Genomic DNA, 20,621 nt, shown 5'->3' on the forward strand with positions numbered 1-20,621 from the left:
GAGAGACACCTCTCAGCTTCCCCCTGGTCGGACGAACGGGTCGGCCGCGTCCCCGTAGTGCTGGTAGGCGGCCCAGGAACTCCAGCGCTGCCCGCTCGGCGTGACGTCCTGGCCCTCCGGACGGTTCGGACCGCCCTGGCCGTTCGGACCGCCCTGGGGGTTCGGCCCCTGCTCCGGCTGCCCGCCGGCGCGCAGCCCGTAGAGGCGCCTGCGCGCCGCGCGGACGGCGCCGCCCACCGTCGGGGTCGCCTCACCGGACCCGCCCTGGAACAGGTGCGTGTAGAACTGGTCGGCGAAGGAGATCCCCTGGTCGTCGGGGATCCGCCAGGCCGCCCCGATGTAGTGGCCCACCCCCATGCGCAGGAACTCGTCGGCGAGACTCGGCACCAGCGCGGCCTGCGGGTTCCCCCAGGGGCTGCGGCCGGCGAGGCCGGGCGCTCCGGCCGGGGCGCCGGTGCCGGCGGCGTCGCCGAGGCGGGCCGTGTAACAGGCATTGGCGACGACGATCAGCGGCGGGCGTTCGAGCAGGGCGAGTTCCTGGGCGGTCAGCAGGCCGTCCGCGAAGACCCAGCCCGAACGCCTGCCCGTACCGGAGAGGTCGAAGTCGCTGTGTCCGCAGTAGTGCACGATGTGGTTGCCCCCGCACAGCAGGACCCGTAGCACGTCCAGGCGCCGCGCGGGGTCGACGCCCGGCTGGCGCAGCGCGTTCGCCGCGCCGACGAAGAGGCTGACCTTGGCCCCGAGCTCCTTGAGCCGGGAGGCCACCGCGAGGGCCTCCTGGCGGGCTCCCGGCAGGTGGAAGCCCTTCTCCGGGTCTCCCGGGTCGCCGATCACCAGAGCGCGCAGCGGTCCGTCCGCCAGACCCTCGGTCATCACCCGTGAGTAGGTCGTGCGCAGTTGCCTGGACAGCTGGGTGCGGATCGCCAGGGGATCGCGCTTGTCCACGCCGGCCTGCTGGATCTCGGCCAGGAACTCCCAGGGGACGGAGGCCGTGTCCCGGTCCAGTTCCAGCAGCACCGTGGAGTCGTCGGTGAGCAGCCGCTGGAAGTCCGGCGGCACCACGAACCGGGACAGTAGGTCGGGCAGTTCGCTCGCGTCCTTGACGCTCGGTTCCGTCAGCCGGTCCACGAGTTCCCGCAGCAGGTCCATGTCCACCGGTACGAGCCGCTCCGGTACGGTGGCCCGCCCGGTCAGCGCCGCCCAGCGCAGGCCGCCGACTCCCGACTGGACGGACATCCGGACGGGCACCGCGTCGTCCTGCGCCTCCGCCGGCCTGCGGACAGTCAGGGACAGCTCGGTGCGTTCCACCGCGGCCAGGTCGGCCAGCTGCTCGCGGATCTTCCCCTGGATGTTGGCGTCGAAGCCGGCGAGCACGGTGTGCAGGACGTCCTCCCCGGCCGGCGGGCCGGGGCCGCCCGGGGTGCCGTCACGGGCGGCCCCGCCCGTCGGCCCGGCGAGCCCGGTCAGCGCCGACAGGGCGTACACCGCGGCGGAGGGCCCGAACAGCTCGCCGCCGCTCTCTTCGCGCAGCCCGGGGACGATCCGTACCTGCGGGAGCTTGACCGCGGAGTCCGTGAGTGCGAGGTGGAGCTGCTCCGCGCGCAGCCGGTCGACCTCCATGAGGAGTACGTCGGTGAGCCGGGGCGGCGGCGCGGGCGGGCCCAGCGGTGCCAGGGCGTCGGCGAATCCCCGGACGAGGGCGCGGGCCGCCTGTTTGACGGTCAGATTGCCCGTGCCCGAGCCGATGAGCACGGTGGCCATCGTGCCGACGTGGCCGAGCCCGAGCGCCTCGCCGAGCAGGGAGGCGTACAGCTGGATGGCGCGGCGTTCCGTCAGGGTGCCCATCGGTCCCATGCCGACGACGGCCGCGCAGCGTACGGGGCCGTCCTTGCAGGGGAAGTACGTGACCTCGCCCAACTGGGCTTCGATCCAGCCGAGCTTGGTGTGCTCCGTGATGGTGCGGCGGGGTTCGACGGAGATGGCCCGGTCGAGTGCGAGTTCCGCGGCCGCGGGCACTACCGACTGGTAGTGACCCGTGACGTGCAGATCGGCCGTGATCTGCGCGATGTCGCCCCAGATCACGGTGATGTTGAGCGTTGGACCATCGGCGCGCGGCGGTCGGTCGGGGGCCGGAGCGGGAAACCGAGCGGGCGGGTTCGAGGCCGTCGGTACGTCCTCCAGCAGGTCAGCGATGCGAGCGGCGGCGGGGGTGCTCACCACGCTCCTCCCTTCGAGTCGCCCGAGCTTCTCGATCCGAGTGCGTCACATCCATCTCCCCAACCGGATTATCCCACCGACAGGGCCCGGTCGTCGCGTGGTGCGCCGGTCCCGGTCCGGGGACCACCGGGGCGCACGGGATCCGAAGGCGCCTTGCGGGGGAGGCTGCTCGGGGCCCAGGGCAGGGGTAGGGGCAGGGGTAGGGGCAAGGGCAACTCGGCTTTTGGCAGCCTGCGTTGCCCTCTCAGGATCATCAGGGATAGATTCCTGGAAACTTCTCCAATTTGAGTGGGGCTGGCTGACGTGTTGGAGCTGACGGGGAGCGGGGCCGAGCCGCTGGAGGCGGGGGATCCGCGCCGCATCGGGTCGATCTCGCTGGCGGGCCGGCTCGGGGCCGGCGGCATGGGGCGCGTCTACCTCGGCATCCGAGGGGGTCGGTACGTCGCCGTCAAGCAACTGCTGTCCTCCGTCGTCGGCGAGGACCAGGACTTCCTGCGTCGCTTCGGGCACGAGTTGGACAACCTCGCCCGACTCCCCGCGGACGCCACCGCGCCGCTGCTCGACAGCGACCGCACCGCGACTCCCCCGTGGTTCGCCACCGCTTACATCCCCGGGCTCACCCTGAGGGAGGCCGTCGCGCTGCACGGCGGCCCGCTGCCCGCGCGGGCGCTGTGGCTGCTGCTGCGGGAAGCCGCGGCGGGGCTGGCGGCGGTGCACGCGCTGGACATGGTGCACCGGGACCTCAAGCCGTCCAACGTCATGCTGACCCTCGACGGCCTCACCCTCATCGACTTCGGAGTGGCCCGGGCCGCCGAGCAGAGCCAGCTGACCCGGACCGGCATGGTCGTGGGTACGCCCGCCTACATGGCGCCCGAACAGGCCTCCGGCCGACGGCGGTTGAGCGGCGCCACCGATGTGTTCGCGCTGGGCTCCGTACTCGCCTACGCGGCGTGCGGTCAGCCGCCGTTCGGCGACGAGTCGGGGCACGGGGTGCTGTACCGCATCGTCCACGAGGAGCCCGATCTGGAGCCGCTGCGGGAGCTGGAGCCGGACCTCGCCGAGCTCGTCGCGGCCTGCCTCGACAAGGACCCCGAGGGACGTCCCACCGCCGTCGAACTCCTCGAAAGCGCCCGCCGGCACGGCCCGTTCACCGCCCCGCTGTGGCCGGAGGCCGTCACCGAGCGCCTGACCGAGCGGGCCGCCTTCGCCGCGAACGTACCGGAGTCCGACGTACCGACGGTCCCGCTCACCGGGGAGCCGCCGGAACCGGAGCCCGAGCCGGAGCCGGAGTCCGAGAAGGGCCCGGCTCCGGCGGCCCCCGCTCCCCCGGTCACGGCCCGGCCGGAACGGGCCGCGCCCCGCCGCCGCACCCGCGTCCTCCTCGCCGTCGTGCCGGTCGTCGTGGTCGCGGGCGGTACGACCCTCGCCGTCCAGCACCTGCCGTACGCCTCCGCGCCGCAGGCCGGAGCCGGGAGCTCCCCGTCCGCCCCGGTCACGGCGGCGGCCGACCCGACGGCACCAGCAGCCGCAGCGGGCGCAACCGGTACGGCAGGTACGGCGGGCGACAGCCCGTCGGGGACGGCGTCGCCTGCACAGCCGCCCGCCCAGGACCCGGGAGCGGCCGCGGCCGCCGGGGGCGCGGGCGGCACCGGCCCCGGACCCGGCGCCCTCCCCGGCGGCGGTCCCCAGCCCGGCTCGGGCAGCGCCGGGAACTCCGGCAACCCGGCGAACGCGGCCGGCTCGGGCAGTACGCGCCCCGCCGGCGGCGGGACGTCCACGGCACCCACGACCCCGCCACCCCCGGCGCCTCCCGCTTCCGGCACCTACCGCTTCCGCAACGGCAACAACAGCAAGTGCATCACGCAGGTCTTCGGGGCTTCGGACTACGGCGACTGTGCGCAAGCGAGCGCCCGGTGGACCGTTCAGAGCCGGCCGGACGGCAGCTTCAAGCTCGTCAACCAGCAGGGCGGGGGCTGCCTGTACGCCAACATGCTCGGCCAGGCGGTCTTCGTCGGCGACTGCTCCCAGGACACCGCCCGGCTGTGGCGCACGGGGTCGGGCGGCAGCCTCCGCAACGACTTCAGCGGGGGCTGCCTCGACCTGGGCATGAGCAGCGGTCTGGTGACGAAGACGTGCGGCGGGGAGGCGTCCCAGCGCTGGACGAAACAGGGCTAGCCTCGCCGTCTCGGTTGACGTGAGGCCGGTTGGTGACCGGGAACGCGAAAGTGCCTTCTGAGCTGCGACGATGAACCTTGGCCAGCAGCGGCGCCCCGGCGTGACCCACCAGTCGCGAACTACTCGACACGCCCGTGATCGATGAACGCGGTCAACACGTCCACAGTTGCGTCGGGCTGCTCGTCGGGAATGAAGTGTCCGGCTTGTGGGATGACGACGCCGGTCGCGTTCTCCGCCCACGGACTGACGGAGGCGGCCATGTCGGGGATCGAGCCGTCGGAGCTGGAGATTCCCAGGACCGGGACGGTCAAGTGCCCCCGCTCGAGAGCGTCATGATTCTTACGCGCCGATTCCGCGGCGTCGCGGTAGTAGGCGAGAGACGCTGAAAGCCCTCCCTCGGCCGCGATGGCGGCGGCGTAATGGTCGATCTCGGCGCCGTCGAAGGTGTTCGGGGACAGGGCTTTGACCTTCAAGAACCAGCCGACGTAGTCACGCTCGCGGCCGGTGAGCAGAGTCTCGGGCAGTTCGGGCACCAAGTGGAAGGCGAAGTGCCAGGTCTTCCAGGCCCGGTCGGGGTCCGTCGGGATGGAGTCCGGGAGCGTGATTCCGGGAATGCCGGCGTCAAGGAGAGCGACACCATGCAGGCGCTCTTCGTACTTCAGGGCCAGCGAGAAGGCGACCCAGGCCCCGATGTCGTGGGCGACGAGCCAGTACTTCGGCACGTCGAGCGCGGTCAGCGCGGCCTGGACACGAGAAGCGATGGTGTGCGTGTCGTAGCCCCCTTGAGGGCGGTCGGAGTGGCCCTGCCCCGGCAAGTCGATCGCGATCACGTGGAATCGCTCGGCAAGACCCGGCATCACCTTTCGCCAAGCCCACCAGGTCTGCGGGAATCCGGCGAGCAGGACGACGGTAGGACCGGCTGGCCGGCCGCCTTCCACGGCGTGAAGTCGGATTCCTTCCGCGTCGACCCAGCGGTGGGTGAAACCCGCGAGGTCGTACAGCGGCAACCCGGGGACCGGGTTCTGGTCGCAGGAGCGCGTCGGGGCCATGGCGTCGTCGGTCATGGTTCGAACCTACCGCATCTTGAACTGATCAGTTCAAGATAGGATGGGTAGGGCCACAACGGCTGGTAAGAGAACGAGGTGCATGCGTGATGGCCGGGAAGAAGCAGTTCGACGTGGGCATCGCGCTCGACGCGGCGATGGTCCAGTTCTGGCGGGCCGGATACGCCGACACGTCTCTCGACGACCTCTCCAGGACGACCGGATTGAACCGCAGTTCCATCTACTCCTCGTTCGGCGACAAGGACTCGCTCTACCTGCGCTGCCTGGACCGCTACGCCGCGCGGTACGGAAACAGGTACGACCAGGCGCTTTCATGTGCGTCCGAGGAACCGCTGCAGGCGGTGCGGGCGTTCTTCGAGGTCACCCTGCAGCGCATCGCCGACCCCGACGTACCTGATGGATGCCTGATCGCCCAGACCGCGATGGCGGCACCGACGCTCAGCCCCGCCATCGCCGCACGCGCGATCGAAGCGCTGGACCTTCAGCATGCGCGGCTGCGGACCGCCTTGACCGCCGCGCAGTTGACCGAAGGCGACGCCGACGACTTCGCGGTTCACATCACGGCGGTCAACCAGTCGCTGGCCGTGATGAGCAAGGCCAGGGCAGGCCAGAAGCAGCTCCGCACGGTCATCGACATCAGCATGAGTGCGCTCTCGCACGCCTTGCGCGCCCGGAGCTAACCCCGCCGTTTCGCCTGGGTACGACGGCTGTTGGGGCGGGAACGCGAAAGTACCTTCCCGGCTTGGGACGATGGACCTTGCTGACGGGTTCTTCCTCGCTCACGTCCGTGACCGTGCCCGACCGCCTCTGGCATCCCGCCCTGGACCAAGCCGGGACACTGCGTGACGACGCCGAAGTCGTCGAGCTGACCGGCACGGTCGATCTGGGCGGCTACCCAGCCGGCACCCGCGTCATCGTGCGCCGCGGGCGTGCCACGTCGAGGACCACATCCGATGCGGCAAGAGCACCGGAACGGCGTCGGCCCTTCAGCGGCTGTCCCTCAGCGGCGCCTCATCGCCCCGCGCGAAACAGCGAGGCTAGGCGGCTGAGGCCGAATTGGGTAGCGGACGGGGCGGTGCTCGGGCAGGCTGAGCCGCATGGTCTCAGTGGTGCAGAACGTGGCGATCGACTGTTCGGACGCGTATGAGCTGGCTCGGTTCTGGAGCGAGGTGACGGGTTGTCCGCTGCATCCGCAGGCCGAACGAGGCGACCAGGAGACCGTGGTGATGCTTGCGGAGGGCCCGCTGCTGTACTTCAACCAGGTGCCGGAACCGAAGACGGTCAAGAACCGGATCCACCTGTGCCTACGTCCGACGACCTCGCGCGAGGAGGAGGTCGAGCGGCTGTTGAAGCTCGGAGCCACCCTGGTCATTGACCGCCGGCAGCCCGACGGTACGGGTTGGGCGGTACTCGCCGATCCCGAAGGCAATGAGTTCTGCATCCTGCGCAGCGAGTCCGATCACGCCGCGATGCCCTCCTGAGGCCCGGACGCTCCGACCGCGAGCACCACGGCAGGCCCGCCCTTGCCCGCAACCGCACTTGAGGTCCTACGGTCGCCGCATGACCTGCACCGCGTGCAGGTTCCGCGCCGAAGTACCGAAAAGGGGCATGGCATGACCACCCAGCAGATGTCCGACGTCGAACTCGCCGGCCAGCCCGCCGCCTACTGGACCGGTATCGCCTACGAGGCGCTCATCGCGTACACCCGGGCCCGGACGGCCGAAAAGGGCTACACCCAGCCACAGTTCTGGCTGCTGCGCAATCTGTCGGCGAACGACATCTCGCCCGACGGCAGGGGAATGACCCTGCCCGAGCTGCGGCAGGCCATGGCCTCCTACATCCGGCACGAGGACGACCTGGCGGCGGAGGCCGAGGTCCTCCTGGAGCGCGGCTGGCTGACCCGGGACCCGGAGGACCGGCTGTGGCTCACCGAGGAGGGCGAGCGGGCCCGCGTCGATCTCGCGCGCAACGCCCCCGCGATCCGTGCCGCCCTCCACGAGGGCATCGACGACGCGGACTACGTCACCACGCTGAAGGTGCTCCGGCAACTGATCCACAACGCGGGCGGGCCGAGCACGCACTCGCGGTAGCCGATCCGCCGGCAGGGTCATCGCTCGTCCGTGCCCAGCCACTCCGCGAGGGTGGCGTGCAGCCGCTCGACCTGGGCTCGATCGAGGATCACGGTCGCCTGACCGGGTCGGCCGTCCGGGCAGGTCCCGGCGGACTGGGCGAGGGACACGCGCAGGTACTCCACCGGCAGGCCCTCCGCCGCCACGAGGGCGCCTGCGGCGGGCATCTCCTGGTTCCGGACCCCGGGATGACAGTGGTTCGGTACCGCGGCGATCTCCAGCCGACCCGCACGCGGGTGGTCGTCCGCAGGGTTGACGTGCGACCCCTGGTAGACCAGCGGTGCGGCCTCGTCGCCGTCCTCGGCGAGCAACAGCCAGGTAGCAAAGATCGACATCTGTCTCCCCCCAGCAGGGTCTCGATTCGCGACCGTCGCAGGCTACGTCAATCCCCAGCCATCGGACTCGTGGGTAGGGAGGGACCGGGCGGGCGGATGATCTAATCTGCGCGCTATGTGGTCTCCTCTCCTCCGCTTCCTCGCCGTTCCCGGCAGGGCAGCGGTCCTGCTGCGGTCCCTCGCAGCCTGTGTGCTCGCGGCCGCGGCCTGGGCTGACGTACGCGCCGGGACGTTCACCGGACCGGCGTCGCAGGGCCGGCTCGCGCTGTCGGCCACCGCCGTGGGCGCCGTCCTCGTCGCCCTCCCCCTGCTCAAGGAGGCCTGGTCGTACGCCTACGCCGGGGGCGCCGCCGCCACCGCCTCCCTGCTCTGCTCCGCGGCCGTCCACGTGAGCCACGCCGCCGTCGGCGCCTCGTCCGCCTACGGGGCGTTCGAGCCGGTCGCCCTCCTGGTGGTGCTGGCCTTCGTCGCGCGGCGCGGCCCGGCGGCCTCCACCGCACCGATCGCGCTGCTGCTGGCCGCGGCCGTCGTCCTGCGACCCCTGTCCATCGGCGTGCAGGAGGGGAGCCTGACCGTCGCGTTCGGCCTCACCCTGGTCACCGTCCTCGTGGCGGGGGCGAGTGTGACCGCGCGGATGGTAGAAGCGGACCGGCGGCAGCGCGCACACCGCATCCGGCTCGAACAGCGGATCGATCTGGCCAGGGACCTGCACGACCACCTCGCCCACCACGTGGCGGGCATCGTGGTGCAGGCACAGGGCGCCCGGGCGGTCGCCGCCAGGCGGCCCGACATGGTCCTGCCCGCTCTGCAGCGCATCGAGGAGACCGGGGCGGAGGCGCTCGCGTCCGTGCGGCAGATGGTCGCCGGGCTCAGGGCCGGCGAGGGCGACGCACCGCCGGCCGCACCCGCCGGCATGGACGACCTGCGGGCCCTGGTGCGGGGGTTCGCCCTGAACGGCGTACCCGCGTACCTCACCGAGGAAGGACCGACGGACACCGTTCCGCCCGAAGTGGCCGCCACCCTGCACCGGGTGACGGTGGAGTCCCTCACCAACATCCGCAAGCACGCCCGCCACTGCCGCCACGTCAGCGTCCACGTGCGCGTCCGTCCCCACGAGGCCGCCGTACGGATAACCAACGACGGGACGGCCCGCCCGACCTCCCGCCCGGGCTACGGGCTGAAGGACCTGCGCGAACGCGTCACCCTGGGCGGCGGCACCTTCCGTGCCGAACCCACCGCCGAGGGCGACTGGCAGGTACGGGCGCGGCTGCCGCTCACCACCACCGGAGGGCGCTCGGCCCCTTCTTAGAAGTCGGGGAGTCGGAGAGGGGCGACGGCACGGCACGGGGGTCCCTGAGCGGTCAGGACGGCGCAGAACCGCCATCCACTGCCGTGCGCTGACGCCTGTAGTGGCGAGCTGCCCGGGCGCGGTTTCCGCAGGACGGCTTGCACCACTCCTGTCGCCCGTGGCTCTTGACGAAGTAGCGCACGCAGCGGGGCGCGGTGCAGGACCGCAACTGCGTGCACTGCGGGCCGCTGAGGAAGTCGACGGCGGCTCGGGCCAGGGCCGCGACGATCCGGACGTACGGATCGTTCTCCGCCGACAGCAGTCGGGTGGTGGGGACTCCTTCAACGGGCCAGTCGAGCTGCGGGGCGACCGGCTCGCGCGCGGCAGCCGCGTTGAGGCGGGCCATTGCCTGGTCGGCCGTCAGCAGGCGATGGGCGTCCGCCGGGCTGGGGGGAGCGGGACTGACCGCTCGGGCGAACAGGGCCCGGACCGCCTGCCGAAGCTCGATGATCCCGAGCCTGAGGTCTTCGTCCGCTGCGAGGCCTCCAGCCGGAACGTGTCCGGCCAGCAGCTCCCCCTGCTCTTGGATCCAGTGCGTCGTTCCCCGGACCGTGGCGAGGTCATCGGCGACGCCGCCCTCTCCGTCGTGGCGAATCGTGCTCGCCAGTTCCAAGGCCAGCCAGCGCTCCACGAGGCATCCCCTTCCCTCTCGGTGCCCGTTCGTCAGCCACTTGATCACATCCCTGCGCACACCCTAAAGTCCCTAACGGGAAACGAGAAACTTCCGTTAGAGACGGAGTGGGTGGAGACACTGCTCCGGCACAGGACGGCGGCCGAGCCCGCCATGGGAGGCGACTGCGGAATGACCCTGCTTGCACAGATCAGCGACCTGCACCTGGACGGCAGCGAGAGGGCGACCCGACGTGCCACCCGCGTCATGGACTACTTGCGGGCCCTGCCCCGCCCGGTCGACGCGCTCCTGGTCACCGGGGACATCGCCGATCACGGCGAGGAGGCCGAGTACGAGGAAGCAGCTCGAATCCTGGCCGCCCCGTTCCCCGTGCTCACCTGCCCCGGAAACCACGACGCGCGACCGGCCTACCGCAAGGCCCTGCTCGGAGAGGCACCGGACGACGGCCCCATCAATCGGGCCCACCACATCGCCGGCACCACCATCCTGATGTGCGACTCCACCATCCCCGGCCGCGACGAGGGACGCCTCGACGCCCGAACACTGGCCTGGATCGACACCACCCTCACCGCGCTGCCGCAGGACACCGCGGCACTGATCGCCTTCCACCAGCCGCCGATCGAACTCCATCACCCCCTGCCCGACTCCGGCATGCTCGAAGAGCCGGGCCGACTGGCCGACTTGCTCGACGCGCACCCGCAGGTCGCCGCCGTCCTCACGGGCCACGCCCACACCGCGGCCGCCTCGACCTTCGCCGCGCGTCCGCTGATCGTCGGACCGGCCGTCACCTGGACCTTGCGCATGCCCTGGGAGGGTGACGAGGCCGCGGACCGCGACCAGCCGCCCGGCCTCGCCTTCCACGTCCTGTCCGACGACCGGCGCCTGACCACCCATTACCGCGTCGTGCTCTGATCCCCCGCTCGCACGATCCGGAGGCATCGTGGTCCATCCCTACGCCGTCGCCGGGTTCCTGCTGGCGGTCCTTCCCCTGATCGCCACTCCCGGAGCCAGCCTGACCCTGCTGATCCAACACGTCACGGACAGCGGCCGCCGTCGGGCTCTCCCCGTCGTCCTCGGCACGGTCACCGGCCTGTACGTCCACGCCACCCTCGCCATGGCCGGCCTGTCGGCCCTGGTCATGCACTCCAGCCTGGCCTTCACCGCCGTCAAGCTCATCGGTGCCGTCTACCTCATCGGCCTGGGCCTATGGACATGGCGTTCCGCCGCCCCGAACGCGGCACCCGTCCCCTCCGGCCAACGCCTGCCGAAGGGGTCGGACTCCGTCTTCGCCCAAGCGTTGCTCGCCAACGTCCTCAACCCGAAGGCGGCAGCCATCTACTTGACCCTGGTCCCCCAGTTCATCGCACCCCACCAACCCTTCGGCGGCCAGATCCTCACGTTGGCCACCGCCCACGCGCTACTGATCGCACTCTGGCTCGCCACCTGGACCTTCCTCATCCTGCGCGCCTCACACGTCCTGAACGGACCCCGCTTCAGGCGCACTGCCGCCAAGGCCACGTCAGCGGTCCTCATCACCCTCGGCATCCGGAGCGCCGTGACGTAGGCGGACGGGGCGCTCCGTAACGGGCGTTGCAGGAGGCTAGGCCGAGGCCTTGCCCCGGCCGCCCTTGGAACCGCCGTTCGTCGGCGGGTACTCGGGCCTCGCCGGTATCGGGGGCCGGGGCGGCGCCGGCAGGGGCGGGAGGGCCGGTTCGTGGATCCAGGCGGTGAACAGGTCGTCCAGCGGCTCGGCCGCGTAGCGGGCCACGTGGTGGGTGAGGGCCACCGTGGACACCACCCCGTGGCGGTGCACCGTGGCCCAGTCCCGCAGCATGCGGAAGAACGCGCTGTCGCCCAGCGCGCAGCGGATCGCGTGCAGGGTGAGGCCACCGCGCTGGTACAGGCGGTCGTCGAACATCAGCTTGCGGCCGGGGTCGGCGAGGCGCAGGTCCCGTGGCTGCGAGGCCAGCAGCCGGTGTGCGGCGGTCGCCAGCTCGTGCGCGGTGCGGCCGCCGGAGCGCTCCGACCAGAGCCATTCGGCGTACTTCGCGAATCCCTCGTTCAGCCAGATGTGCCGCCAGTCGGCGATGGTCACGCTGTTGCCGAACCACTGGTGCGAGAGTTCATGGGCGATGAGGCGTTCCGAGCCGCGGACGCCGTCCACGTGGTTGGCGCCGAAGGTGGACAAGCCCTGCGCCTCTACGGGAACGTCCAGTTCCTCGTCGGCGACGACCACTACGTACTCGCCGAAGGGGTAGGGCCCGAAGAGTTCCTCGAACAAGCGCATCATGGCGGGTTGCCGGGCGAAGTCGCGGGAGAACCGCGGCAACAGGTGCGCCGGCACGTGGGCGCTCTGCGGTACGCCGCCGAGTCCGGGGTCGCCGAGGAGCACCGTCTGGTACATGCCGATGGACAGGCTGACCAGGTAGCTGGAGGTCGGCGCCGACTGCTCGTAGACCCAGGTGGTCGTGCTGGCCTTCGTCGTGCGCGTGAGCAGCCGGCCGCCGGCCACGACCGTGTAGGGGGACGGCGTGTTGACCGAGATGTGGTACGAGGCCTTGTCGGCGGGCCGGTCGTTGCACGGGTACCAGGAGGGCGCGCCGACGGGCTGGCTGGCCACCAGGGCGCCGTCGGTCAGTTCCTCCCAGCCGATGCCGCCCCAGGGGCTGCGCACCGGCTTGGGGTTGCCGGCCCAGTGCACCTCCACGGTGAAGGCGGAGCCGGCGGGCAGGGGCTTGGCCGGGCGGATGCGGAGTTTGCCGCCGCGGTGGGTGTAGTGCGGCGCCCGGCCGTTCACCAGGACGCGGCCTATTCTGAATTCGGCCAGGTTCAGGTGGAACTCGGTGAGCGGCGCCCGCCCGGCGATCGCGCTCAGCCGGGCCGTGCCGGCGAGCCGGTTGGGACCGGGACGGTACTCCAGAGCGAGTTCGTACCGGTGCACTCGGTAACGGGAGTCGCCGTTGGCCGGGAAGTACGGGTCCGATGGCTCTGTTCTCTGGCCGCTCACTGCCGCTTCCGCTCCCTGCGCTGTGCTCGTACGACGTGCTGGTGTGCCGGCGTACCGGTGGTGTGCCGGTGCCGCCCTGCTGCCTGCCGCGGCACGGACAGCCCGGTCAGGACCGCCACGCCTCGATCGGGTTGCCCAGCCAGCGGGTGTCGGCGGGGACCGATTCCCCGGCCATCACGAGGGATGCGGGGCCCAGTGTGCTGCGGGCCCCCACCGTGCTCCCGGGCAGGACGATTCCGCCCGGGCCCAGGGTGGCGCCCTCACGGAGCACCACAGTATCCGTCCTCAAGATCCGGTCGTGGAAGAGGTGCGTCTGCAACACACAGCCGCGGTTCACGCTGACCCCGTCGCCCAGCACGACCAGGTCCGTCTCGGGCAGCCAGTAGCTCTCGCACCACACGCCCCGGCCGATCCGGCCGCCGAGCGCGCGCAGCCACAGGGCCAGCACCGGCGTGCCGGGCACCGATCCGGCCAGCCACGGCACGGCCAGTACCTCCACGAAGGTGTCGGCGAGCTCGTTGCGCCACACGAAGCCGCTCCACAGCGGGTGCTCCCCCGTGCGGTGCCGGCCCACCAACAGCCATTTGGCCGTCACCGCGACCGCGCAGGCGGCCCCTCCGGCGGTGAGCAGGACCGCCCCGGAGAGCAAGGCGGCTCCCCCGACGTCGAGGCCGCTCCGCGTGATCAGCGCGCACAGCGCCGCCGCGGTCAGCACGGCCAGGGCGACCGAGCAGAACACCGGAACGAGTCGGCACAGCTCCACCAGGCCGCGCGCCCACAGCAACCGCGCGGGCGGCTCGTACGTCCGGCTCTGGTCGGCGTCCGCGGTGGACCGGGGCAGCCGGACCGGCGGCAGCCCCAGGTAGGAGCTGCCCTTCTTGGCCTTCTTCGGGGTGGCGGACAGGACGCCGACCAGCCCGTCGTCCGGCACGCTGCGGCCCGGGGCGGTCATGCCGGAGTTCCCGAGGAAGGCGCGGCGGCCGATCTCGGAGTGTCCGATGCGCATCCAGCCGCCGCCGAGCTCGTAGGGGGCGGTGAGGGTGTCGTCGGCGAGGAAGGCGCCTTCGCCCACGGTGGTGAGGCTGGGCAGGGCGAGCACGGTGGACACCTCGGCACCCCGGCCGATCTTCATGCCGAGCAGCCGCAGCCAGACCGGTGTGATCAGCCCTGCGTACAGCGGGAAGAGCGTCTCGCGGGACAGGTCCATCAGCTGGGTGACCGTCCAGGCCTGCCAGCCGACCCTGCTGTGCGTGGGGTGGGTTCCGGTCCGCAGGCCGAGGCTGAGCAGGCGTACGGAGACCAGCAGCAGGGCCGCGTAGGCGAACCCGAAGGCGAGCGCCCCGGGCACCACGGCGAGCAGCGCTCCGCGCAGTGCTTCGGTGAGCCCGGCGCCGGCGGGCACGAAGCGGCCGGCCACGAGCAGGGCGGGCAGGGCGGCGAGCACGGGCAGGGCCGTGAGGCCGAAGCCGGCCGCCCCGTAGGCGGCCCGCCAGGGGAGTCCGCGCGGCGGGCGTTCCCCCGGCCAGTTGTGCTTGGCCTTGCCGAGCTTTCCGGCGGGTGCTCCGGCCCAGCGCTGGCCGGTCGGGACCTGTCCGACGACGGCGGAGCCGGGGGCCACCTCGGCGCGCTTTCCCACCCGCGCGCCGGGGAAGAGGATGCTGCGGGTGCCGACCACGGCGCCCGCGCCGACCTTGATCGCGCCGATCTCCAGGTGGTCCCCGTCCAGCCAGTGGCCGCAGAGGTCCACCTCGGACTCCACGGCGCAGCCGCGGCCGAGTTTGAGCATGCCCGTGACCGGGGGCAGGGAGTGCAGGTCGACCTCGGGGCCGATCTTGGCGCCGAGGGCCCGGCCGTAGCGTTCCAGCCAGGAACCGGTGAGGGAGGTGGCGCCGGCGCATTCGGCCAACCGCTCGGCCGTCCACAGCCGCAGGTGCACGCTGCCGCCGCGCGGGTGGCGTCCGGCCTGCACGCCGCGCAGCAGGAGGCGGGCGCCGCCGGCTGCGATCGCGAGCCGGCCCGGCGGGCTGAAGAGCAGCAGCGCACCGGCGGCGACGAGCCACCACGAGGCGGTCGGCGCCCAAGGGAAGGTCCCGATGCCGTGCAGGACGTTGCCCAGGGTCAGCAGGACGACCGTCCAGCGCAGGCCGACCAGGGTGAACAGCGGGAGCAGCAGGAGCGACTGCGCCACCTGGGAGCGCAGCGGGACCGGTGCGACGGTGCGGGCCGCTCCGTCGTCCTGGGCGGACTTCTCCAGGTGCCGGGCGAGCTTGCGCAGGGTGGGCTGCTGGTAGATGTCGAGGACGGCGGCGCTCGGGTAGCGGGTGCGCAGCCGGGTGGTGAGCTGGGCTGCGGCGAGGCTGCCGCCGCCGATCGCGAAGAAGTCGTCGGAGGCGCTGGTGACAGTGACCCCGAGGGTCTCGCTCCACTGTTCGGCGAGCCAGGCCTCGGTCCCGTAGAGCTGCTCGGTGGGGCCGGCGGTCTCCAGGTCGGGCAGCGGCCAGGGCAGCGCGTCGCGGTCGACCTTGCCGGAGGTGCGGGTGGGCAGCTCGGCCACGGGTGCGAGCAGCGGTACGAGGGCGGCGGGCAGCTCGGCGCGCAGTCGGGTGATCGCTGCCGCGTGGTCCCAGCCGTCCTGGGTGACGAGGTAGCCGACGAGCAGCTGGTTGCCGCTGCGCGCGGTGCGGACGGCGGCGGCGGCGCCGGCGACGCCGGGCAGGGCCTGGAGCGCGGCGTCCACCTCGCCCAGCTCGATCCGGCGGCCGCCGAGCTTGATCTGCTCGTCGGCGCGCCCGAGGAAGACCAGGCCCTCCGGTTCGGCACGTACGAGGTCGCCGCTGCGGTAGGCGCGCTGCCAGCCGAGGGATTCGAGCGGGGCGTACTTCTCGGCGTCCTTGTCGGGGTCGAGGTAGCGGGCGAGGCCCACGCCGCCGATCACGAGCTGGCCGCTGCCGCCCATGGGTACCGGTTCTCCGGACTCGTCGACGACGGCCAGTTCCCAGCCGTTCAGCGGGAGGCCGATCCGGATCGGTTCCTCGCCGGTCAGGAGGGCGGCGCAGGTGACGACGGTGGCCTCGGTGGGTCCGTAGGTGTTCCAGACCTCGCGTCCTTCGGTGACCAGGCGCTGGGTGAGCTCGGGCGGGCAGGCCTCGCCGCCGAAGATCAGCAGCCGGACCTCGCCCAGGTCCTCGGGGTCCCACAGCGCGGCCAGGGTCGGCACCGTGGAGACCACGGTGATCTCCTGGTCCACGAGCCAGGGGCCGAGGTCGGCGCCGCTGCGCACCTGGGAGCGGGGTACGGGCACGAGGCAGGCGCCGTAGCGCCAGGCCAGCCACATCTCCTCGCAGGAGGCGTCGAAGGCGACGGACAGTCCGGCCATGACGCGGTCGCCGGGGCCGATCGGCTCGTCGGCGAGGAAGAGCGCGGCTTCGGCGTCGACGAAGGCGGCGGCGCTGCGGTGGCTGACGGCGACGCCCTTGGGCTTGCCGGTGGAGCCGGAGGTGAAGATGATCCACGCGTCGTGCTCGGGGCCGGGCCGGGAGGCGGCGGCGCGGACACCGGGCTCCGCGGGCCGGCCGGAATGGATGCGCTGTCCGCCGCCGAGCACCGCCCGGACCCCGGCCTCGCCGAAGACCAGGTCGGCGCGCTCGTCCGGGTCCTCGGCGTCGACGGGTACGTAGGCGGCGCCGGCGGCGAGGACGGCGAGGACGGCCACGTACAGCTCGTTGGTCCCGGACGGTACGCGGACGCCGACCCGGTCGCCGAGTCCCACTCCGGCGGCCGCGAGGGCCCGGCGCCGGCGCTCGACCTCGATGGCGAGCGCCCGGTAGGTCAATCGGGTGGTTCCGTCGTCGAGGGCGAGCTCGTCGGGGTACGTCCGCACGGTGGCCTCGAAGATGTCGACGAGGGTGCGGGTGGGGGCGGCGGGCCCGGCGGTGAAGCGGGCGGACTTGCCGGACCCCTCCAGCGTCTCCCCGTCGTCGAGGTCGTCGAGCAGAGTGAGTTCACCGTGCTCAGGTGTGACTGCCATCGGCCCTCGCGTCTCGATCCCGGCAGCATCCGGGTCGCCGGCGGAGCCCGGGTCTGCCCAGGTTGTTCCGGCCCAGCGCCAAACAACCCACCAGTCTAGTGCGGTATCAAGGATTTTCTTGTTGAAGCCTTGTGCGTGGCTGGGAAAAGACGGTATTGCGGCTGCGGAATGCGGGCCGCCCGTGCCTTCCGGGGCCGCGCGGCGGGCGAACAGAGGATCGAATGCCGTCGGCCGATATGACCGATCGTGTACCGCCCCCACGGCGTTTCCTCGTACTCCAGGAGACGGGACGACGGGACGACCACACCGGACGGGCCGGACGAACTGCGGGCCAAGCGCCAGGCCCGGCGCGGCCGGGGCGGCCGGGGCGGCTTCGGGGCGCTCGCCGATCGAACGGCCTACCTGACGGAGTTCGGGGCCGACGGCCGCACGTTCGACCCCGAGCTGGTGGACATGGAGATCAGCGAGGCCGAGTTCGAGACGGCCCGGCTCGGTGCCCGACCGGCGGAACGGCCCCGGGACGAGGGAGGAACCGGGGGCGAGGGGGAAGGGTGCTGACGCCCGCGCCCTACGTGCAGTCCGGGCAGAGGCCGCGGTAGGTGACCTCGACCCCGGACACCGTGAAGCCGAAGCGCTCGTCCGCCGGCAGGCCGGCCAAGGGGTCGTCCGTCGGGTGGACGTCGCGGATGAGGCCGCAGGCGGAACACACCAGGTGCTGGTGCGGGTGGTGCGCGTTGGGGTCGTAGCGCTTCGCCCGGCCGTCGGTGGCGACCTCCACGACCTCGCCGAGGGCGACCAGCTCGCCCAGGGCGTTGTAGACCGTCGCCCGGGAGATCTCCGGCAACCGCTGGGCCGCACGTGCGTGCACCTCGTCCGCCGTGAGGTGCACGTGGTCGCCGTCGAGGACCTCCGCGACCACGCGCCGCTGGGACGTCATTCGCCAGCCACGCCCGCGCAAACGCTCCAGCAGGTCACTCATATCGGCCCACCTATTCAGGTTCGACGGGGTGCCCCGAAGTTTATCGGCGGACATCCGGGATCCGGTCGAATGTGGACCTGGTGTCCTTCTTGACTTGGATTCCGTCCATCGTAGGATCGGTTTCGTAGATAGCCAAGAGACAGGAAGACTCCAGAGCGGCAGGTGACAAAGACGTGACGGATCACCGCCGAGGAGCTACCCGGTGCCGACACGCGTGCACCGGCCGCCGGCGTCCCGCTGCGCGCAACCGTCCGGGACGGCGACCCCTCGGCGTCGGGGCGATCGACGAGGCCCAGCCCTTTTGACGGGGCCCTGCGCCCCGCCTGTTCCATCGCGTTCATTCGCATTCATGCGCATTCAGTTCCTGAACACCGTGATCCGCCTGGTACGGAAGGATTCCCATGTCTGAGAACCATGATGCAATCGTCACAGATGCCACGTCGGAGGGTGGGGACGGCTGTCCGGTGGCCCACGGGCGAGCCGCACACCCGACCCAAGGCGGCGGGAACCGCCAGTGGTGGCCCGAACGGCTCAACCTGAAGATCCTCGCCAAGAACCCCGCCGTCGCGAACCCCCTCGGCGAGGAGTTCGACTACGCCGCGGCGTTCAAGACCCTCGATCTTCCCGCCGTCAAGCGGGACATCGCGGACGTGCTGACCACCTCCCAGGACTGGTGGCCCGCCGACTTCGGCCACTACGGCCCGTTCATGATCCGCATGGCCTGGCACAGCGCGGGCACCTACCGGATCAGCGACGGCCGTGGCGGCGCCGGGGCCGGCCAGCAGCGTTTCGCCCCCCTCAACAGCTGGCCGGACAACGGCAACCTCGACAAGGCCCGCCGTCTGCTGTGGCCGGTCAAGCAGAAGTACGGCCGGAGCCTCTCGTGGGCCGACCTCATGATCCTCACCGGCAACGTGGCCCTGGAGTCGATGGGCTTCGAGACCTTCGGCTTCGGCGGCGGCCGCCCGGACGTCTGGGAGCCCGACGAGGACGTCTACTGGGGCCCCGAGACGACCTGGCTCGACGACGAGCGCTACACCGGCGACCGCGAGCTGGAGAACCCCCTCGGCGCGGTCCAGATGGGCCTCATCTACGTCAACCCGGAGGGCCCGAACGGCAACCCCGACCCGATCGCCGCGGCGCGCGACATCCGTGAGACCTTCCGCCGGATGGCGATGAACGACGAGGAGACGGTGGCCCTGATCGCGGGCGGCCACACCTTCGGCAAGACCCACGGCGCCGGCCCCGCGGAGAGCGTCGGCGCCGACCCCGAGGCCGCCCCGATGGAGGCGCAGGGGCTGGGCTGGAGCAACTCCTTCGGCACCGGCAAGGGCGGCGACGCGATCACCAGCGGTCTCGAGGGCATCTGGACCAACACCCCGATCACCTGGGACAACACCTTCTTCGAGATCCTGTTCGGCTACGACTGGGAACTGTTCAAGAGCCCCGCCGGGGCGCACCAGTGGCGGCCGAAGGACGGCGCCGGGGCGGGTACCGTGCCCGATGCCCACGACCCGACCAAGACCCACGCCCCGACGATGCTGACGACCGACCTGTCGCTGCGGGTCGACCCGGCCTACGAGCAGATCTCGCGGCGCTTCCTCGCGAACCCCGCCGAGTTCGCCGACGCGTTCGCGCGCGCCTGGTTCAAGCTGACCCACCGCGACATGGGCCCGGTCGTGCGCTACCTCGGCCCGGAGGTCCCGACAGAGACGCTGTTGTGGCAGGACCCGCTCCCCCCGGTGACGCACGAGCTCGTCGACGCCGCCGATGTCGCCGCGCTCAAGCAGCAGGTCCTCGGCTCGGACCTGACGGTCTCCCAGCTCGTCTCGGTCGCGTGGGCCTCGGCCTCGTCCTTCCGCGGCAGCGACAAGCGCGGCGGCGCCAACGGCGGTCGGATCCGCCTCCAGCCGCAGAGCGGGTGGGAGGTCAACGACCCGGACCAGCTGGCCGGGGTGCTGCGTACCCTGACCGGGATCCAGGAGTCCTTCAACTCCGCACAGAGCGGCGGCAAGCGGATCTCGCTCGCGGACCTGATCGTGCTGGCCGGCGCGGCCGCCGTGGAACAGGCCGCCAAGGACGGCGGGTTCACCGTGCAGGTGCCCTTCACCCCGGGCCGCACGGACGCGGCGCAGGAGCAGACGGACGTGGAGGCGTTCGCCGCACTGGAGCCGGCCGCCGACGGGTTCCGCAACTACCTCGGGAAGGGCAACCGGCTGCCGGCCGAGTACCTGCTGCTCGACCGGGCGAACCTGCTGACCCTCAGCGCCCCCGAGATGACGGTCCTGGTCGGCGGCCTGCGCGTGCTGGGCGCGAACCACCGGCAGGCGCCGCACGGCGTCCTCACCACGACCCCCGGGACCCTCACCAACGACTTCTTCGTCAACCTGCTCGACCTGGGCACGACGTGGTCGGCGACGTCCGAGGACGGGAGCGCGTTCGAGGGCCGCGACCTGGCCACGGGCCGGGTGAAGTGGACCGGCACCCGCGCCGACCTCGTCTTCGGGTCCAACTCGGAGCTGCGCGCCCTCGCGGAGGTCTACGCGAGCGACGACGCGAAGGAGAAGTTCGTGAAGGACTTCGTCGCGGCGTGGGACAAGGTGATGAACCTCGACCGGTTCGACCTCGCCTGATCGTGCCGTCCGGGCCGACCCCACCGGCCGGCCCGGACGTCCGGCACCCCGTGGACGGGCCCCGTGGCCGGCGCCC

General features: G+C 71.9%; 16 protein-coding genes. 9 read left to right on the forward strand and 7 right to left on the reverse strand.

Annotation, left to right across the window (positions count from 1 at the left end; translation table 11 throughout):
• Window positions 1-12 precede the first annotated feature (12 nt).
• The gene (locus OG386_RS03640) at window positions 13-2,217 is read right to left on the reverse strand and encodes a CHAT domain-containing protein (protein ID WP_328786709.1); all 2,205 of its coding nucleotides are present in this window, start codon (window positions 2,215-2,217) and stop codon (window positions 13-15) included.
• A gap of 303 nt (window positions 2,218-2,520) precedes the next feature.
• Here OG386_RS03640 and OG386_RS03645 point away from each other — a divergent pair, with 303 nt between their 5' ends.
• Window positions 2,521-4,392 carry a serine/threonine-protein kinase gene (locus OG386_RS03645; protein ID WP_328793153.1) on the forward strand — a complete coding sequence of 624 codons (1,872 nt, stop codon included), beginning with the start codon at window positions 2,521-2,523 and terminating at the stop codon, window positions 4,390-4,392.
• A gap of 119 nt (window positions 4,393-4,511) precedes the next feature.
• Here the strand turns inward: OG386_RS03645 and OG386_RS03650 are convergent, their stop codons facing one another.
• Window positions 4,512-5,456, reverse strand: coding sequence for an alpha/beta fold hydrolase (locus OG386_RS03650; protein ID WP_328786710.1), 945 nt, complete (start codon window positions 5,454-5,456; stop codon window positions 4,512-4,514).
• 89 nt (window positions 5,457-5,545) lie between these two features.
• On the opposite strand from OG386_RS03650, the gene OG386_RS03655 reads away from it, so the two are divergent.
• The 3 genes from OG386_RS03655 (at window position 5,546) to OG386_RS03665 (ending at window position 7,546) form a co-directional block, all read left to right on the forward strand.
• Window positions 5,546-6,136, forward strand: a complete 591-nt coding sequence (locus tag OG386_RS03655) for a TetR/AcrR family transcriptional regulator (protein WP_328786711.1) — start codon at window positions 5,546-5,548, stop codon at window positions 6,134-6,136.
• A gap of 417 nt (window positions 6,137-6,553) precedes the next feature.
• A complete protein-coding gene (locus OG386_RS03660) occupies window positions 6,554-6,937 on the forward strand; it encodes a VOC family protein (protein ID WP_328786712.1) in 384 nt (127 codons plus the stop codon).
• 132 nt (window positions 6,938-7,069) lie between these two features.
• Complete coding sequence (locus OG386_RS03665; RefSeq protein WP_328786713.1) at window positions 7,070-7,546, forward strand: MarR family winged helix-turn-helix transcriptional regulator; 477 nt, start codon at window positions 7,070-7,072, stop codon at window positions 7,544-7,546.
• Between the two features lie 17 nt (window positions 7,547-7,563).
• Here OG386_RS03665 and OG386_RS03670 read toward each other — a convergent pair whose 3' ends face one another.
• A complete protein-coding gene (locus OG386_RS03670; protein WP_328786714.1) occupies window positions 7,564-7,920 on the reverse strand; it encodes a hypothetical protein in 357 nt (118 codons plus the stop codon).
• A gap of 115 nt (window positions 7,921-8,035) precedes the next feature.
• Between OG386_RS03670 and OG386_RS03675 the strand changes: the two genes are divergently transcribed.
• The gene (locus tag OG386_RS03675) at window positions 8,036-9,229 is read left to right on the forward strand and encodes a sensor histidine kinase (RefSeq protein WP_328786715.1); all 1,194 of its coding nucleotides are present in this window, start codon (window positions 8,036-8,038) and stop codon (window positions 9,227-9,229) included.
• 52 nt (window positions 9,230-9,281) lie between these two features.
• On the opposite strand, the gene OG386_RS03680 is transcribed toward OG386_RS03675, so the two are convergent.
• Window positions 9,282-9,899, reverse strand: coding sequence for a CGNR zinc finger domain-containing protein (locus OG386_RS03680; RefSeq protein ID WP_328786716.1), 618 nt, complete (start codon window positions 9,897-9,899; stop codon window positions 9,282-9,284).
• Window positions 9,900-10,070: 171 nt separating this feature from the next.
• Between OG386_RS03680 and OG386_RS03685 the strand changes: the two genes are divergently transcribed.
• Both OG386_RS03685 and OG386_RS03690 read left to right on the forward strand, forming a co-directional pair.
• Window positions 10,071-10,811 (forward strand): metallophosphoesterase, encoded by a 741-nt coding sequence (locus tag OG386_RS03685; protein ID WP_328786717.1) that lies wholly within the window; start codon window positions 10,071-10,073, stop codon window positions 10,809-10,811.
• 28 nt (window positions 10,812-10,839) lie between these two features.
• Window positions 10,840-11,463, forward strand: a complete 624-nt coding sequence (locus OG386_RS03690; protein ID WP_328786718.1) for a LysE family translocator — start codon at window positions 10,840-10,842, stop codon at window positions 11,461-11,463.
• A gap of 36 nt (window positions 11,464-11,499) precedes the next feature.
• Here the strand turns inward: OG386_RS03690 and OG386_RS03695 are convergent, their stop codons facing one another.
• Window positions 11,500-12,906, reverse strand: a complete 1,407-nt coding sequence (locus OG386_RS03695) for a M1 family metallopeptidase (protein ID WP_328786719.1) — start codon at window positions 12,904-12,906, stop codon at window positions 11,500-11,502.
• Window positions 12,907-13,012: 106 nt separating this feature from the next.
• Window positions 13,013-16,933, reverse strand: coding sequence for a Pls/PosA family non-ribosomal peptide synthetase (locus OG386_RS03700; protein ID WP_328786720.1), 3,921 nt, complete (start codon window positions 16,931-16,933; stop codon window positions 13,013-13,015).
• A 246-nt stretch (window positions 16,934-17,179) separates the two neighbouring features.
• On the opposite strand from OG386_RS03700, the gene OG386_RS03705 reads away from it, so the two are divergent.
• Complete coding sequence (locus tag OG386_RS03705) at window positions 17,180-17,491, forward strand: hypothetical protein (RefSeq protein ID WP_328786721.1); 312 nt, start codon at window positions 17,180-17,182, stop codon at window positions 17,489-17,491.
• Window positions 17,492-17,501: 10 nt separating this feature from the next.
• Here the strand turns inward: OG386_RS03705 and OG386_RS03710 are convergent, their stop codons facing one another.
• The gene (locus tag OG386_RS03710; RefSeq protein WP_327380911.1) at window positions 17,502-17,912 is read right to left on the reverse strand and encodes a Fur family transcriptional regulator; all 411 of its coding nucleotides are present in this window, start codon (window positions 17,910-17,912) and stop codon (window positions 17,502-17,504) included.
• Window positions 17,913-18,313: 401 nt separating this feature from the next.
• Here OG386_RS03710 and katG point away from each other — a divergent pair, with 401 nt between their 5' ends.
• Window positions 18,314-20,545: a catalase/peroxidase HPI gene (gene katG / locus OG386_RS03715; protein ID WP_328786722.1), complete on the forward strand. Its 2,232-nt coding sequence runs from the start codon at window positions 18,314-18,316 to the stop codon at window positions 20,543-20,545.
• The last annotated feature ends 76 nt before the right edge of the window (window positions 20,546-20,621 follow it).

This window comes from Streptomyces sp. NBC_00273, assembly GCF_036178145.1.
GTDB lineage: Bacteria > Actinomycetota > Actinomycetes > Streptomycetales > Streptomycetaceae > Streptomyces.

Excerpts from the sequence above, each read along its gene's own strand:
- OG386_RS03650 (WP_328786710.1), bottom strand. The coding sequence starts at position 5,456 with ATGACCGACGACGCCATGGCCCCGACGCGCTCCTGCGACCAGAACCCG.
- OG386_RS03660 (WP_328786712.1), top strand. The coding sequence starts at position 6,554 with ATGGTCTCAGTGGTGCAGAACGTGGCGATCGACTGTTCGGACGCGTAT.
- OG386_RS03675 (WP_328786715.1), top strand. The coding sequence starts at position 8,036 with ATGTGGTCTCCTCTCCTCCGCTTCCTCGCCGTTCCCGGCAGGGCAGCG.
- OG386_RS03710 (WP_327380911.1), bottom strand. The coding sequence starts at position 17,912 with ATGAGTGACCTGCTGGAGCGTTTGCGCGGGCGTGGCTGGCGAATGACG.
- OG386_RS03700 (WP_328786720.1), bottom strand. The coding sequence starts at position 16,933 with ATGGCAGTCACACCTGAGCACGGTGAACTCACTCTGCTCGACGACCTC.
- OG386_RS03670 (WP_328786714.1), bottom strand. The coding sequence starts at position 7,920 with ATGTCGATCTTTGCTACCTGGCTGTTGCTCGCCGAGGACGGCGACGAG.
- OG386_RS03665 (WP_328786713.1), top strand. The coding sequence starts at position 7,070 with ATGACCACCCAGCAGATGTCCGACGTCGAACTCGCCGGCCAGCCCGCC.
- OG386_RS03655 (WP_328786711.1), top strand. The coding sequence starts at position 5,546 with ATGGCCGGGAAGAAGCAGTTCGACGTGGGCATCGCGCTCGACGCGGCG.
- OG386_RS03685 (WP_328786717.1), top strand. The coding sequence starts at position 10,071 with ATGACCCTGCTTGCACAGATCAGCGACCTGCACCTGGACGGCAGCGAG.
- katG (WP_328786722.1), top strand. The coding sequence starts at position 18,314 with ATGTCTGAGAACCATGATGCAATCGTCACAGATGCCACGTCGGAGGGT.